Origin of the sequence: Microcoleus sp. Pol7_A1, from assembly GCF_036701085.1 — a bacterium.
In the GTDB taxonomy this organism is placed as follows: Bacteria; Cyanobacteriota; Cyanobacteriia; order Cyanobacteriales; family Microcoleaceae; genus Microcoleus; species Microcoleus asticus.
On the sequence record NZ_JAUBQD010000014.1, the window covers coordinates 107,339 to 120,931 of the forward strand.

Consider the following 13,593-nt stretch of genomic DNA (forward strand, 5'->3'; position numbering starts at 1 on the left):
GGCTTATTTGAAAAAACCAGGGTGGATTTATCGGAAAAGTAATATGAGAGAAATTATCTCGATTTCTGGAATAGAAAGTCCGCTACTTTCAACCCAGGGTTGCACCCGTTCAATTGCCATTTCTGGAGATTGCAGCCAGAAGTAAATTAGGTTGATTGTGTAGCCTTTAGTTTTACAGTTTATCAATAATCGAGCAAAGTTATGAGCCGCTAAATTTGCCTCGAAGGCGAAATAAGTGTCCGAGTCTAATAAAGTTCGCAGTCTTTGTCTCATTAAGCGTTCTGCGAGGATAGCAACTGAGTCTGGATTGAACTGAGAAATTCCGTCCGCGCTCGAACTCCCGAAGAAATTGCCAACATTTATACATCCCTCACCATCGAACAGGTTTATGCGACCATTTTGTACTACCTGCACAACAAAGAAGCAGTCGGTCAGTACATAACCGAATGGTTGGAATGGGGCGATAAAATGCGAGAAGAACAACGTCGCAATCTTCGTCCAGTATATGAAAAAATCCGCAAACAGAGAGCAGAAAGAGATGCAAGGAGAAAGGCTGATGCCGCTCCAATATCTCTTTGATGAAAATGTCGATCGTATGTCAACAAAATTCGCAGGCGCAATCCCGATATTGTTATAGCAGTGGGAGAACTAACAGCACCTTCCAAAGGCACTCTCGATCCAGAAATTCTTATTTGGTGCGAAATCCACAATTTCATTCTTGCTACCAACAACCGTCGCTCTATGCCCGTTCATTTAACAGATCGTCTAGAGCAAAATTGCCATATCCCAGGAATCTTCATTCTAAATTCCAAGCTGAGTATTGGTCAAAATATTGACGAACTGATTTTGATTTATCAAGGATCGTTTGATGATGAGTACCAAGATAAAATTGAGCATTTACGGCTACCATAATTTCTAATACAGTCCCAACATTTACAAAATTCCCCAAAGTCTTAAGGAAAATAAACATACTTTTGCCCCAACTTATGCAAACAATAGTTAAAAAGACTAACCGAAGCTAAAGTTAAAAGCAATGTCACAAGATACCATCGAATCAATTCTGCAAGAAAAACGGCTATTTCAGCCGCCCGCTGAATTCTCCGAAAAAGCTCACATCAAAAGCTTAGAAGAGTACCGCGCTCTCTACGACAAAGCCTCTTCAGACCCCCAAGCATTCTGGGCAGAACTTGCCGCCCAAGAATTGCACTGGTTCCAAAACTGGGATACCGTGCTCGACTGGCAACCGCCTTTTGCTAAATGGTTTGTCAACGGCAAAATTAACATTTCTTACAATTGTCTCGATCGCCACTTAACCACTTGGCGCAAAAATAAAGCCGCCCTGATTTGGGAAGGTGAACCCGGAGACTCCCGCACCCTCACCTACGCGCAACTCCACCGCGAAGTCTGCCAAATGGCGAACGTCATCAAACAATTGGGAGTCCAAAAAGGCGATCGCGTTGGCATTTATATGCCCATGATTCCCGAAGCTGCGATCGCCATGCTAGCCTGCGCCAGAATCGGTGCAGTACACAGCGTTGTTTTTGGCGGTTTTAGTGCAGAAGCATTGCGCGATCGGCTAAACGACGGCGAAGCAAAACTCGTGATCACCGCAGACGGTGGCTTCCGCAAAGATGCTGCCGTCGGCCTCAAAGAACAAGTAGACAAAGCCCTCGCCAACAACGTCACACCAAGCGTTACCAACGTTATCGTCGTCCAGCGTACCAAACAGCAAGTGCACATGGAACCCGGGCGCGATCTTTGGTGGCACGACTTGCAAAAAGACGCCTCCGCCGACTGCCCCGCCGAACCGATGGACAGCGAAGATATGCTGTTCGTACTCTACACTTCGGGCAGTACCGGCAAACCCAAAGGAGTGGTCCACACCACAGGTGGCTACAACCTTTACACCCACATGACAACCAAGTGGATCTTCGACCTCCACGATACCGATGTCTACTGGTGCACCGCAGATGTAGGCTGGATTACAGGCCACAGTTACATAATCTACGGCCCGCTTTCCAACGGCGCTACCACAATCATGTACGAAGGTGCGCCCCGCGCGTCCAACCCAGGCTGTTTTTGGGATGTGATCGAAAAATACGGCGTCACCGTTTTCTACACCGCACCCACTGCGATCAGAACATTCATGAAAATGGGCGAACACTTGCCGAATGCGCGCAATTTGTCATCTTTACGATTGTTAGGAACCGTCGGCGAACCGATCAATCCTGAAGCTTGGATGTGGTATCAGCGCGTAATTGGCAACTCGAATTGTCCGATCGTCGATACTTGGTGGCAAACAGAAACCGGGGGAATTATGATTACCGCTTTGCCCGGTGCAATTCCTACAAAACCCGGTTCTGCAACCCTACCGTTCCCCGGAATTGTGGCCGATATTGTTGACCAAGATGGCGAACCAGTAACTAACGAAAGCGGCGGCTATTTAGTGGTAAAACATCCTTGGCCGGGAATGATGCGGACGCTTTACAACGATGCCGATCGTTTTCGCCGCACCTATTGGGAATATTTGCAGCCGAAAGATGGGGAATTTGTGTACTTTGCAGGAGACGGCGCGCACAAGGACAAAGACGGTTATTTCTGGGTAATGGGCCGCGTTGACGATGTAATTAATGTGGCCGGACACCGACTCGGCACGATGGAAGTTGAGTCAGCTTTGGTATCGCATCCAGCGGTGGCGGAAGCTGCTGTTGTTGGCAAACCCGACGAGATTAAAGGTGAGGAAATTGTCGCTTTTGTGACGCTGGACAACTCGCAGCAGCCTAGCGAAGAATTGGCCAAGGAATTGAAGCAGCACGTTGTTAAGGAAATTGGGGCGATCGCCCGTCCCGGCGAAATTCGATTTACTGATGCTTTGCCGAAAACTCGCAGCGGCAAAATCATGCGCCGGTTGCTGCGTTCTTTAGCTGCGGGACAAGAGGTTTCTGGGGATACTTCGACTTTGGAAGACCGGACGGTTTTGGATAAGTTGCGGGGAGGTTCGTAGGGGGATTTCTTTAAGAGCAGGTTCTTAATAGCAGTAGGGTGCACGACCGGGCGCACCTTACTCTTTCTCCTTATGCTATGTTAGATATTTTTACTGTAGAAATGAATTATTTGGCTCATCTATTCTTATCAGAAGGCACGCCAGAATCCCTGATTGGCAACCTCTTAGGAGATTTTGTCAAAGGAACGGCCGTCAACCTTTATCCCGAGGAAATTAGAAAGGGCATCGATTTGCACCGCAAAGTAGATAGCTACACGGACTCTCACCCAATAGTGCGATCGAGTAAAAGCCTTGTTTGCGCCGATAGACGCAGGTTTGCCGGAGTTTTGATTGACGTGTTTTACGACCACTTCTTGGCTAAAAATTGGATGGAATATTCAGAAATTCCGCTTCCCGATTTTTCTCGCCATGTCTATAAAGTCCTGCAAGACAATCGCGATATATTGCCTGAATCTCTCCAGCGGTTACTGCCAACAATAATTGCCCGCGACTTGCTTTCATCTTATCAGGAAATTGCCGAAATCGGGCTCACTCTTACAAGAATGTCTGCCCGAATCAAGCGGACAAATAACTTGGCAAGCGGCATAGAAGATTTGACAGCTAACTATCAGCGCTTAGAATCTGATTTTCGGGATTTTTTCCCCGACTTGATAAAATACGCCACAGTTGACAAATATTAATACAAACAACAAAAATTACAGTTGCTATTGATAGCGAACTCGTGTATAATTCAACCGATACCTGCATGAAATCTCGAGTGCAACAGGGTTCAAAATATGGCAACCAAAATTCCGAACCTGCAAGTAACTAAAGTAGTTGATGGCGACAGCATCAAAATTTCTCTCAACGGCAAAACCGAGTCTCTGCGACTGATTTGCGTCGATACAGAAGAAAGTCATTCGGGAGGCTCCAAACCTATAACTGCAGCGGGGAAAGCAGCTTCGGAAATGGCTAAAAAATACTTCGCGACAGCAGATGGTGGACTTGCTAAAATTGACATAGAATTTGATACAGCCGATTCGGTTGAAGTGGCTCTACAAAAACACCGCGACAACTACGGGCGTCTCCTCTGTTACGTGCATAAAGATGGAGAAAATTACAATCTTAAACTGATTGCAGAAGGCTGGAGTCCCTACTTTGTCAAATACGGGCGATCCAGATTGTATCACCGACAGATGACTGAGGCAGAATCGGCGGCAAAAGCTTACAATCTGATGATTTGGAATCCGATTACCAATGCCAAAATTCCCTCTCGCAACTATGGTTATTTACTGCCTTGGTGGTCGATGCGAAGCTCGATTGTTGAAGAGTTTCGGTTTGCCGAAGCAACCGCAGGAGCGCTTTCTGTGAGGTTGCACTACCCAAAAATCTTAGCGGCTTCTGAGACAGCTAAATCTATTACTATTTTCTGCGATTTGCAGGCGGGAATTAATAAATGGATCGACGGTAATGCTCTGATTTATGCAGGTTCGGTTTATCATAAATTACACTTGTGGATACCGGATGCTGAAACTGATGAAATGGCTCCGTTGAAGCGGCTGATCGAGAAGCGCTATGCGGGTCTGGGACGGGGATATGTGTATGTCAGCGGGAAGGTAGAACAATACAAAGGGAAGCCTCAAATAGTTTTAAAGAATATCAAACAACTTTCAGATTTTCCCCGATAATATTTAAACTAGAGTTAATTTCATCAATCTTTTTAACTGCATCTAATTTTCTTAGGAAATACGATCGCAAATTCTGCCCCTTCTCCTGATTTAGACGTGCAAATCAGATATTTTTGATGTTTATCTCGCATCATCCGCTCGGCTATAGACAATCCTAAACCTGTTCCTTTGCCTACAGGTTTTGTGGTGAAAAAAGGATCGAATATCTTGGATAGTACATTTCCGGCTATACCGGGCCCATTATCTTGAATGCGGACGATCGCACAATTTTCAGCGGTAATCTCTGTGGAAACTCAAATAGTTGGCTGGCTGTTGGTGCGATGGAGATGTAATTCTTCCGCTAACTTCGTTACTGAGTCGATTTGCCAAATCGTTAATGGCTTTTTGTCCGTTGGGGAATGATAAATATCCAGTTAAACCTAGGGCTGCGCAAATTTGTAGGACAATTGGAACGATCGGGATGGTTTGCAGGGATAATTTTGGGATTGCTTGATTTGATAAAGGAAGTTGTCTGAAAATTGCGGTCTGTTTTAGCATTGGCTGTACCTGGCAAGTTTCGCGATCGCGCAAATAAATAGAGGATGATGCTAGGAAGCGATCGACCTCTATTCAGCCATGATATTCTATTGATCAAGAGATGCAGAAACATTTATTGCTGCATTGAAGGAGTATCAAAAAATCGACATCCTAAGGGATTTGTGCGTACAGATTTATTTTGAGGAGTTGTTATAGGAGGACGAGAGTTAGGAAGTGTGCTATTCAATTCTGAGACGGTAAACGATTTAGAAATATTAGGATTTTTCCCGATATCGCTCGCAGAAGTTTTAGCAACATCTGCTGACTCGGTACTTGTGATATTTTGTGTTTCAGTTACATTTATCTGCGATTTGACAGTCGTTTGTGCCTGACACGGATAGGCAGTCATAGCATAAATTACAGCAAAGCCTAGGAACCTAAAATAGCCCGTTGATTTAATCATATCGATCTAAACCTAAACCTAAAGAACTGTTATTACTGCGTCTTAATAATAGATTAAATGAGCAAAACTTATATTTCAAGCGTGTTTATGCGTATTTTTTTTAACTTAAAAATTACGTACTTGTATGTAAGAAAGAAAGATATAAACGGGTAAATTACTACCAAATGTAAAGTTTCAGTAAAAGTAGCGGGTTTTTACTGAGAAAAAATCTTAGGACATCCCGCTGGGGTTTTAATCACTGTCTGGTGACCGAAAAGCACCTTTCTCGCTTAACAGGCAGGGTTTCGGTTCCACAAAATTAAATTTTCTTGGGGGTCGTTTCTCCGGGGCGGGTTCACCAAAATTGTTTGCAATTCGCGATCGATCTAGTAAAACCCCCCACAGCATTACACTCTTAAAAAGAAAATGAAGTTCTCAATACACCAACTGAGATCGGGTCGCTATCGGGAGTGTGACCGGGTTGAAAAATCAAGATCAATCCAGGGGTGACGCTGATATTATCATTCACCTGCCAGCGGTAGAATACCTCTACATGAGTAGTCGTTCCGGGTTGCCCGCCCGATCGCCCTAAACCCGTATCTAAAAAATCAGGAACGTTATTGCCTGTAGGTAAATTGCTGCTGACAATTTTAGGCGGTTGCCCGATATAAATTCCTCCTAAACTTCCTGATTTAAACAAATCGGGAAAATTTACAAAAACCATATAATTTGTAGTTGCTACTGTACCAGATTTACCCGGAATGCGAGAATTAGTATAACCAGCCCAACCTCCCACAGAAACTCGCGATGAAAGGCGCCAATTTAAACTGGCTCCCACTGCATTTGTTTGCAGAGATGCTGACTTATTTGTGCTAGGATTGATAGCAGTTAACTGGCCATCGCCAGCCAAATTAATTAAATTACCGTTAGGCGAATAATCGTTAACATAATACACAGTAAGATCGACAGGATCGGCTGGTGTCAGAGTTAGTTGTACACCCAATGTATTGTGTCCTTCAGACCCGTTAGAACTAACAAAGAATCCGGGAATGTTAGTAGAATAAACTGCTTGCAAACTGGCTCGATTCGCAAATTGCCAGTCAATGCCGATGCCGCCTAAACCCAAACCAGTGTTCAAAATAGGGTTTCTTTGAGCGAAGGCAGAAAGGGGGCCGGAAGCTGCACTTTCGACCCGATTCGGCCCTCGAAAACCGGTAACCATGTTAACTCCTGCTGTCCCTGCAAACACTGCCAATTTGTCGCCGACCAGAAAGCGGTAGTTGAGGTCGCTGACCGTTAATCCAGAAGTTTCGGCTAAATTATAAGCAAGGTTTACGTCTTCGGTTAATTGTGGTGAATTGCTTCCGTTCTGGTTGTAAAAACCGATTAATAAGTTACTGCGAGGACTAAATTGAGTGGTTAAGTAGAATTGATTTAGGTTGATAATGTTGACATTTGTACCGGGGTCTTTGGTATCTTTTTTACCGTCTCTGGGAGCGCGATCCGCACGGTTGGGTGTGCGCCCTTGTATCCCAAAAATTGTGAATCCCGACAGCTTAGTTGTTGTTGAAAATTGATTGGCTTCTAGTTCGGTAGCTCGCGCTTCTAAAATGTCAGTTCGACCTCGCAGTGTGGCAATTTCTGCTGCAAATTCTTCTTGCAATTTTTGCACTTTGATCAAGTCATTTCGGTTGACTTGGTTTTGGGTTTGTTTGGCGATAGACTCGCGTATTTTATCTAAACAAGCATTGACTCCGGATGCAAATTCATAGCGGGTGAGGGCGCGGTTTCCGCGATAGGTTCCGTCAGGGTATCCAGCTATGCAGCCGTATCTTTCTACTAAGGATTGCAGTGCTTGAAATGCCCAGTCTGTGGGCTGTACGTCGCTGAGTTGGGAAACTGATGTAACTTGTTCTATTGAGTTTTCAGTAGGGTAAATTAATGGGGGATTTGCTAATTTATTTTCTTCAATTAACGGAGGTATTTCTGCAGGCTGCGTTTCGCTGGCTTCGGATATGTGAGTTTCTATCTCACTCGCCATAGGTACGGGCGGCTCCGATGTGGGGTTTATCGGTGAAGTTACATCTACATTGTGAGAATTTTCGACTGATTGTCGATCGGGATTACGATCTAAATTATCAGGTAGATTATTTGTCGGTGCGGGTAATTGATACCATTCATTAACTGGATCTTCGGAATTTGCACTATTTGCTGTTGTTTCAGGATCTGTCGTTTCTGCTAATGCTGGAACGCTCAATAATCCCTGCAATCCGAATCCTACTATTAAGCTGCTAAGGATTTTCCAAATTTGTCGATCGCACTTTTGATTTTTCATTTTATTATACTTTGTTAAGATTTGTCCAAAAAAGTGAGAAAAAAGGCGATTCCCTAAGGGATAGCTACGCTTCACGCACTATTCGAGATGAAGGGCGATCGTAAATTCCGTTTTTTCTCCCAAAACCGACGAACAAGTCAAACTGTCGCCCTCGGTTTCTTTCACTATGTGACGGCTGATTGACAATCCGGTTCCCGTTCCTTTCCCAACAGATTTTGTAGTTAATGAAGAGTCAAAAATCTACGATATTATTTACTCAGACACTCCTGTGCCATTGTCTTTGATTTTAATCAAAATATCTCGCTCTTGCTCATATAACTAAGTAGTAATAGTAATGATGTTGGGTGCAGATGTAATCGATGCAAAAATACACATTTGCTTAGCTTTTTATAAATCATCGAGCGCCTTTTTTAGTACCATTCATAAACACCGGATTCAGTTATAATAGCATTTAAACAAACTAATCTAGCCATAATTTTTGATAAGTTGAATAGCCGAACGGTTATTATTGATATTCAAAGGGTGCTGCAAAATCATCAAAGTGCTATCAATTCCTTCCCGGATATCGGCTAACACTTTATACTCGCTGTCTGCACGGGAAAAAGTGCCGAGCGAGTTATCGATTAACATCGTTATGAGGGAAACGCGAGCGATTTTTTTAGCGATCGCTAATTTTTTTAAGTTCTGTATCATTACGGTTGACAAAGCAAAAATATTAAGTATATTTAACTCATTTAAACCCGTTAATACTATAATACTATCATCGCCAATCTGTAGCTGCCAATAGCTGCGACATCCATTCAAACTCCACAAATTTAAAAGCTATGTGCCAATTACTGGGAATGAACTGCAATGTTCCAACAGATATTTGCTTTTCTTTTGAGGGTTTTTCTGCAAGAGGTGGCAGAACAGACGTTCATCAAGACGGTTGGGGAATTGCTTTCTTTGAAGGTTTGGGATGTCGCCTTTTTATAGACTCTAAACCTGCGATTGCTTCTCCGGTTGCTGAAGTAGTGCGTCGCTATCCCATTCATTCAACTAACGTCATTGCTCACATCCGCAAAGCTACCCAAGGCGAAATTGCTCTCGAAAACTGCCACCCTTTTATTCGGGAACTTTGGGGGCGCTATTGGGTGTTCGCTCACAATGGAAATCTCGAAAATTTTAATCCCGAATGTGCCGGAGTTTACAAACCTGTTGGCAAAACTGACAGCGAAAAAGCTTTTTGTTTGATATTAGAAAAGCTGCGAAAAAGTTTCCCTCTAAATAAGCCTAGTGTGACGGATATTTACCCGGTACTGAACGAAATCACTAAAACTTTGGCAGAGTACGGAATTTTTAATTATTTACTTTCTGATGGAGAACACTTGTTCGCACACTGTTCTACTAATCTGCATTATATTGTGCGACAAGCACCTTTTGCTAGCGCGCACTCGATCGACGAAGATGTAACAGTCGATTTCCGGGAACTGACAAATGAGGACGATCGCGTGGCTGTTATTGCCACTTTTCCGCTGACTGATGACGAAGTGTGGATGCAAATTCAACCGGGAGAATTGCTGGTATTTCAGGATGGTTGCCCGGTCAATTTTTAACCGCTGGAGTTAAGTTAAATTACCGCTACGAAGCGGCTGCAAAATCTGTGTATTGCCGCATTCCCGGCTCGTGAAATGCCAACACAATATCTTCCTTGGGAACCCCTGCACGCACAAAATGTGTTGCAATCCCATCTTCTGTCCAGTCTTCCTAGATCCAGAATTTGCGATCGCGAATCCGAAGGTAAACAGTCAATCGATTTTAGATTTTAGATTTTAGATTTTAGATTGAAGAATAGGAGAATTAATGACCGTTTTGCTCGTCTACAATCAAGAAGGTCTCGATGTCTGGTTGAGGATGGCGGCACAATTCTACATACTCAGTCAAACTACGCTTGATTAGTTTGGGATACTCGGTTAGTTTATCCATTGTACTATTTTCTCTACTATCGATCGACCTTTTTTGCCATCGCACTGCGCGAATTGCGATCGCCTCAAATCCCAGATTCAGTAAAAGCTAGGTTCAAATCATCAATCAACCCCAATTGTTGGGCCCACTCTGTTAAGTAACCCCGATCCAAATTCTCTGATTGGACTTTCAGAATTCCCAAAACATCATTCCATTGTTTTTGAGACTGAGACTGTTGCCGCCAGAGCAGTTTTGCCAACACAATATCTTCAGGAGAAGCAACCCAAAATTGTTCTACACCAGCTTCGTCAAGCGCTTCTAATCGTCGTCTTGCCATTTTTGAGCGATCGAATTCAGTATTAGAATTCAGCACAATATCAGCATTCAATACTAAAGTCATGTGAGTGACGCTCAACACCATCCCTCTACCCTCTTGAATATCTTCTACCGAACCCGGAGGGCAGTAAAAACCAGCCGTTTCTAGTGCTTCAACTAATTGAAAAATATTGTTCCGGAGCAATTCAATTACTAAATCTAAATCGCGTGTTGTTCTCGGGTCGCCATAGACAGAAGCGGCAACGCCTCCTGTAATATAATAAGAGACACCTAATGTTTCAAAAATTGGGTGCAACAGTCTAGCAATTTCGCTGGGGTCTTGCGTCCACATAGAGGGCTCACTGGTGGGGGTTAAAATTGGCAACCACTTGCTACCTAATATCGATCGAGCAAATCGCTCTTTGTAGGTTGAGGGACAAGCTTTTTTCATCCCGCGCAAGCTAACAGTTTTTGCCCAACGATTTAATTTTGCCCCCATTTGCCACCGTTGGGAATTGGTGAGTTGCCGCAGTAGGTAAAAATCAATTGCATCAGCTTCAGGAGTTTTATCATCCGACTGGGGACGGTATCCAGGTTTGATGGATATTTTCGGTATGGATTGAATCATTTTGCTTGTTGATTTCCCTAATTCTATACATGATATCAGTTAACAAGTCTAACTGTATGTATATCTGCACTTGTGGGCGATCGCAAATAACTTCCAGGTAGCGTCGCAACTGCTACAGTGTTTCCCAACGGATCGAAGAACTCAACGCTATAACTTGTTTCTAGTCCTTCAAGGTGATGCTGTTCTACAACCGTACCAATATCGCCGGCATAAAGTCCTTCTTCTGGAAGGTTGCACAGCAAGATGACATCTGAATAAAGTTTCATGAAGTGCTAAGAAGCTACTGCAAAATTGGTGTATTGCCGCATTCCCGGCTCGTGAAATGCCAACACGATATCTTCCTTGGGAACTCCTGCACGCACCAAATCCGTTGCAATCCCATCTTCTGTCCAGTTTTCCTCGATCCAGAATTTACGATCGCGAATCCGAACGTAAACAGTGATACCGGTAATGCGATCGCCCTTTTCCCAGCCAAGATTCATCCAGATGTAATGACCGTTTTCTTCGTCGGTAATCAAGAATGTCTCGATGTCTGGTTGAGGATGGCGGCACAATTCTACATACTCGCTCAAAATACGTTTGATTAATTGGGGATACTCGATTAGTTTATCCATTGCACAATTTCCTCTACTTCTGTATTTACGATAATTAGCGGAAGTTGATGTCTGTTTACAATTAATTGAATTACATCTTGAGTGAAGAAACTTTTATATGCGATCGCACTAACTGCGACGTAAAGTTTGCGATCCGGCGCTGTTTCTTCTAAAACGTAACGATAAATGTCATACTGACCGAGAGCTTCTTTTAAATCATAGAATAAAATAAACGAATATTATAACTGACTTGCAACCGGAATTTTTAAATTGAAAAGAGATTTTTGTCGAATACTAGCTTTCACACTTGAGCAAACTTGTTTGTGTTCTCAAGGAACTTCCCGGTAACCTGGTAGATACTGGCAAATCCTAATTTTTTTTTGAGTTGCTCTTGACAGGAAATAAAAGATGCGTTAATTTACGAAAAGATAGGTTTTTGGGTCGAATATGCAAGTCAATATCTAGTTAAACTGCCAAACTATTTGTTTGGGAATTATTGCTAATTTGGTTGTAGGGTGGTAATACCTTATTTACCTAGGGCCTTGCTAAGGATACGGGCAACCGCTGAACATGAACGTTATATTTATTGCGAAAGAAAGCCATGAAACTTCTTGAAATTGTAAATGAAATTATAGAATTGGCAGAAACAGATAATTTTTTGGGGAGGACAGATGTCTCCTTTGCAGTTTTTTACGATGGGGGCAATCCTATCTACTTCGTAACAAAAAAAAATATAATCCAATATCGTGACGCACTATCAAGGGCATTTGATTTAGATGAGAAAATTAAAAGCACCTATACGTTAAACAAATATGAATCTCTGCTAAAAGAGCATTTTAGAGAGTGTTTTTCAAAAAAATGCCCAGCTAAAAACGAGGATGTATCATCGTTTGTGGAAAAGCTTAAGGCGGAAAGTATAAAAACATTTTCTGTATTTCGAGACATACATGGAATAGTTTTAAACAGCCCCATAACTCCCTTAATATTGGGCGGTTACACAATATACGAGTTTGCTTCACAAAAAGAGTTTATTGAGTCAATTTTTGACTCAAAAACAGATTCATTTCCTCCAATATGGTGCAATGACAATCCCGAATATTTAATTGAATGGAAGGCTGAAGCAAGACACTTTGAAAAAGCTATTGAAATTGCTGACGAACATTTTGAGCGATTCGAGCTTATCCTAAGATATGTCATAGGTTCCGCCACAAATCACTTTGAAGTTGGCGTTTTAAACTACCAAGGCTGGCGTCAGCGTAAAGCTTACATATTGTCTGTGGGGGAAGTGTCAAACTCATCGACTACGCATGGTCCAAGAGAGCCGATACGACTTGATGAGCCATATTTGGTAAACGAGGATACTGGATATCACACTGTTTGGGGTTTTACTACAAAGAAAAATCTTAATAAATTTCAAAAAAGAATTATGTTGGCAGTTGAATGGATCGGGCAATCAATGGCTGATCCCTCACCACAAAGTGCTTTTATCAAGGCGGCCATCGCTCTAGAAATTATCTTTACATATAACGAAGGGGACATTATTATTCCCTCAATTATGAATCAAATTTCTGAAAGTATAGCTCTTATATTAGGCAGCTCAGTCGATGAAAGATTAAAACTCGAATCAAGCGTAAAAAAATTGTATGGCTTGAGATCGAAGATTGTACACTCTGGCAACAAAGATATTAGTCAAGCAGATTATAAAACTCTGCTTGAAATAGCACGTTCTGTAATAAAAAAGATACTCACATCAGACAAGCTTAATAGCGTTGATTCTGTACAAGACTTATATACTATTCTCAAAAAATTTAAGTATTCTGGTGATGCAATATAACAAAGCGCTGGAGTCTGATAAATTACTCGCTGAGCTCATAATTTACTCTGGCACCGCCAGTCAATACAGCTATAACTCCTGCTCAAACAATAGCCATTAAAGTAGTTGATAGTCGGTAATCGATCGTGAGCCAGTTCCCCCAAAGCGATCGCAATTTCTTCAGAATGGGCATCGGCGTCAGCCAAAACGTTGACTAAATCGGCAGCGGTGATCCCAGGAGAGGCTTCTAGGAGTTCTGCTTAGGAATGAAAATTTAATAACATTAGCGTCTGCTAAATAGTCGGAACTGCACGATAATTCCATTTTGGTAGATAT

Annotated in this window: 17 protein-coding genes and 1 pseudogene; 6 read left to right on the forward strand and 12 right to left on the reverse strand. The window is 42.6% G+C overall.

Features of this window, described 5'->3' with window-relative positions; translation table 11 throughout:
• Positions 1–27: 27 nt before the first annotated feature.
• Positions 28–414: a hypothetical protein gene (locus tag QUA20_RS11115; RefSeq protein WP_333188746.1), complete on the reverse strand. Its 387-nt coding sequence runs from the start codon at positions 412–414 to the stop codon at positions 28–30.
• A 225-nt stretch (positions 415–639) separates the two neighbouring features.
• Between QUA20_RS11115 and QUA20_RS11120 the strand changes: the two genes are divergently transcribed.
• The 4 genes from QUA20_RS11120 (at position 640) to QUA20_RS11135 (ending at position 4,671) form a co-directional block, all read left to right on the forward strand.
• Entirely contained in the window at positions 640–912 is a 273-nt protein-coding gene (locus tag QUA20_RS11120; protein ID WP_333188748.1) for a hypothetical protein, read from the forward strand.
• Between the two features lie 121 nt (positions 913–1,033).
• On the forward strand, positions 1,034–3,004 hold the full coding sequence (acs, locus tag QUA20_RS11125; protein WP_333188749.1) for an acetate--CoA ligase: 1,971 nt from the start codon (positions 1,034–1,036) through the stop codon (positions 3,002–3,004).
• A gap of 77 nt (positions 3,005–3,081) precedes the next feature.
• On the forward strand, positions 3,082–3,684 hold the full coding sequence (locus QUA20_RS11130; protein WP_333188751.1) for an ACP phosphodiesterase: 603 nt from the start codon (positions 3,082–3,084) through the stop codon (positions 3,682–3,684).
• Between the two features lie 96 nt (positions 3,685–3,780).
• Positions 3,781–4,671, forward strand: a complete 891-nt coding sequence (locus QUA20_RS11135) for a thermonuclease family protein (protein ID WP_333188753.1) — start codon at positions 3,781–3,783, stop codon at positions 4,669–4,671.
• A gap of 32 nt (positions 4,672–4,703) precedes the next feature.
• Here QUA20_RS11135 and QUA20_RS32000 read toward each other — a convergent pair whose 3' ends face one another.
• The 5 genes from QUA20_RS32000 to QUA20_RS11155 form a co-directional block, all read right to left on the reverse strand.
• Complete coding sequence (locus tag QUA20_RS32000; RefSeq protein ID WP_445304666.1) at positions 4,704–4,952, reverse strand: sensor histidine kinase; 249 nt, start codon at positions 4,950–4,952, stop codon at positions 4,704–4,706.
• Entirely contained in the window at positions 4,942–5,208 is a 267-nt protein-coding gene (locus tag QUA20_RS11140) for a hypothetical protein (RefSeq protein WP_333188755.1), read from the reverse strand. The genes QUA20_RS32000 and QUA20_RS11140 overlap by 11 nt, the downstream gene beginning before the upstream one ends.
• A gap of 112 nt (positions 5,209–5,320) precedes the next feature.
• Positions 5,321–5,650 (reverse strand): hypothetical protein, encoded by a 330-nt coding sequence (locus QUA20_RS11145; protein ID WP_333188757.1) that lies wholly within the window; start codon positions 5,648–5,650, stop codon positions 5,321–5,323.
• Between the two features lie 394 nt (positions 5,651–6,044).
• Positions 6,045–7,964 carry an iron uptake porin gene (locus tag QUA20_RS11150; RefSeq protein WP_333188759.1) on the reverse strand — a complete coding sequence of 640 codons (1,920 nt, stop codon included), beginning with the start codon at positions 7,962–7,964 and terminating at the stop codon, positions 6,045–6,047.
• Between the two features lie 465 nt (positions 7,965–8,429).
• Positions 8,430–8,657 (reverse strand): hypothetical protein, encoded by a 228-nt coding sequence (locus QUA20_RS11155; RefSeq protein WP_333188761.1) that lies wholly within the window; start codon positions 8,655–8,657, stop codon positions 8,430–8,432.
• A 131-nt stretch (positions 8,658–8,788) separates the two neighbouring features.
• Between QUA20_RS11155 and QUA20_RS11160 the strand changes: the two genes are divergently transcribed.
• Positions 8,789–9,559 (forward strand): class II glutamine amidotransferase, encoded by a 771-nt coding sequence (locus QUA20_RS11160; RefSeq protein WP_333188763.1) that lies wholly within the window; start codon positions 8,789–8,791, stop codon positions 9,557–9,559.
• A gap of 25 nt (positions 9,560–9,584) precedes the next feature.
• Here QUA20_RS11160 and QUA20_RS11165 read toward each other — a convergent pair.
• The 6 genes and pseudogenes from QUA20_RS11165 to QUA20_RS32005 all read right to left on the reverse strand — a co-directional run.
• Positions 9,585–9,698: pseudogene (locus tag QUA20_RS11165) on the reverse strand (element excision factor XisI family protein); the annotation flags it as partial.
• 105 nt (positions 9,699–9,803) lie between these two features.
• Positions 9,804–9,929 carry a hypothetical protein gene (locus QUA20_RS11170; RefSeq protein WP_333188765.1) on the reverse strand — a complete coding sequence of 42 codons (126 nt, stop codon included), beginning with the start codon at positions 9,927–9,929 and terminating at the stop codon, positions 9,804–9,806.
• 64 nt (positions 9,930–9,993) lie between these two features.
• The gene (locus QUA20_RS11175) at positions 9,994–10,851 is read right to left on the reverse strand and encodes a hypothetical protein (RefSeq protein WP_333188767.1); all 858 of its coding nucleotides are present in this window, start codon (positions 10,849–10,851) and stop codon (positions 9,994–9,996) included.
• A gap of 35 nt (positions 10,852–10,886) precedes the next feature.
• Positions 10,887–11,117 carry a DUF4926 domain-containing protein gene (locus tag QUA20_RS11180; RefSeq protein ID WP_333188769.1) on the reverse strand — a complete coding sequence of 77 codons (231 nt, stop codon included), beginning with the start codon at positions 11,115–11,117 and terminating at the stop codon, positions 10,887–10,889.
• 6 nt (positions 11,118–11,123) lie between these two features.
• Positions 11,124–11,465 (reverse strand): XisI protein, encoded by a 342-nt coding sequence (locus QUA20_RS11185; protein ID WP_333188770.1) that lies wholly within the window; start codon positions 11,463–11,465, stop codon positions 11,124–11,126.
• Positions 11,453–11,674, reverse strand: coding sequence for an element excision factor XisH family protein (locus tag QUA20_RS32005; RefSeq protein WP_445304667.1), 222 nt, complete (start codon positions 11,672–11,674; stop codon positions 11,453–11,455). Before QUA20_RS32005 ends, QUA20_RS11185 begins: the two co-directional genes overlap by 13 nt.
• A gap of 371 nt (positions 11,675–12,045) precedes the next feature.
• Between QUA20_RS32005 and QUA20_RS11190 the strand changes: the two genes are divergently transcribed.
• Complete coding sequence (locus QUA20_RS11190) at positions 12,046–13,278, forward strand: hypothetical protein (protein ID WP_333188772.1); 1,233 nt, start codon at positions 12,046–12,048, stop codon at positions 13,276–13,278.
• Positions 13,279–13,593 lie beyond the last annotated feature (315 nt).

Excerpts from the sequence above, each read along its gene's own strand:
- QUA20_RS11130 (WP_333188751.1), top strand. The coding sequence starts at position 3,082 with ATGTTAGATATTTTTACTGTAGAAATGAATTATTTGGCTCATCTATTC.
- QUA20_RS11155 (WP_333188761.1), bottom strand. The coding sequence starts at position 8,657 with ATGATACAGAACTTAAAAAAATTAGCGATCGCTAAAAAAATCGCTCGC.
- QUA20_RS11180 (WP_333188769.1), bottom strand. The coding sequence starts at position 11,117 with ATGAAACTTTATTCAGATGTCATCTTGCTGTGCAACCTTCCAGAAGAA.
- QUA20_RS11140 (WP_333188755.1), bottom strand. The coding sequence starts at position 5,208 with ATGCTAAAACAGACCGCAATTTTCAGACAACTTCCTTTATCAAATCAA.
- QUA20_RS11185 (WP_333188770.1), bottom strand. The coding sequence starts at position 11,465 with ATGGATAAACTAATCGAGTATCCCCAATTAATCAAACGTATTTTGAGC.
- QUA20_RS11170 (WP_333188765.1), bottom strand. The coding sequence starts at position 9,929 with ATGGATAAACTAACCGAGTATCCCAAACTAATCAAGCGTAGTTTGACT.
- QUA20_RS11145 (WP_333188757.1), bottom strand. The coding sequence starts at position 5,650 with ATGATTAAATCAACGGGCTATTTTAGGTTCCTAGGCTTTGCTGTAATT.
- QUA20_RS11160 (WP_333188763.1), top strand. The coding sequence starts at position 8,789 with ATGTGCCAATTACTGGGAATGAACTGCAATGTTCCAACAGATATTTGC.
- QUA20_RS11175 (WP_333188767.1), bottom strand. The coding sequence starts at position 10,851 with ATGATTCAATCCATACCGAAAATATCCATCAAACCTGGATACCGTCCC.
- acs (WP_333188749.1), top strand. The coding sequence starts at position 1,034 with ATGTCACAAGATACCATCGAATCAATTCTGCAAGAAAAACGGCTATTT.
- QUA20_RS11150 (WP_333188759.1), bottom strand. The coding sequence starts at position 7,964 with ATGAAAAATCAAAAGTGCGATCGACAAATTTGGAAAATCCTTAGCAGC.
- QUA20_RS11190 (WP_333188772.1), top strand. The coding sequence starts at position 12,046 with ATGAAACTTCTTGAAATTGTAAATGAAATTATAGAATTGGCAGAAACA.
- QUA20_RS11135 (WP_333188753.1), top strand. The coding sequence starts at position 3,781 with ATGGCAACCAAAATTCCGAACCTGCAAGTAACTAAAGTAGTTGATGGC.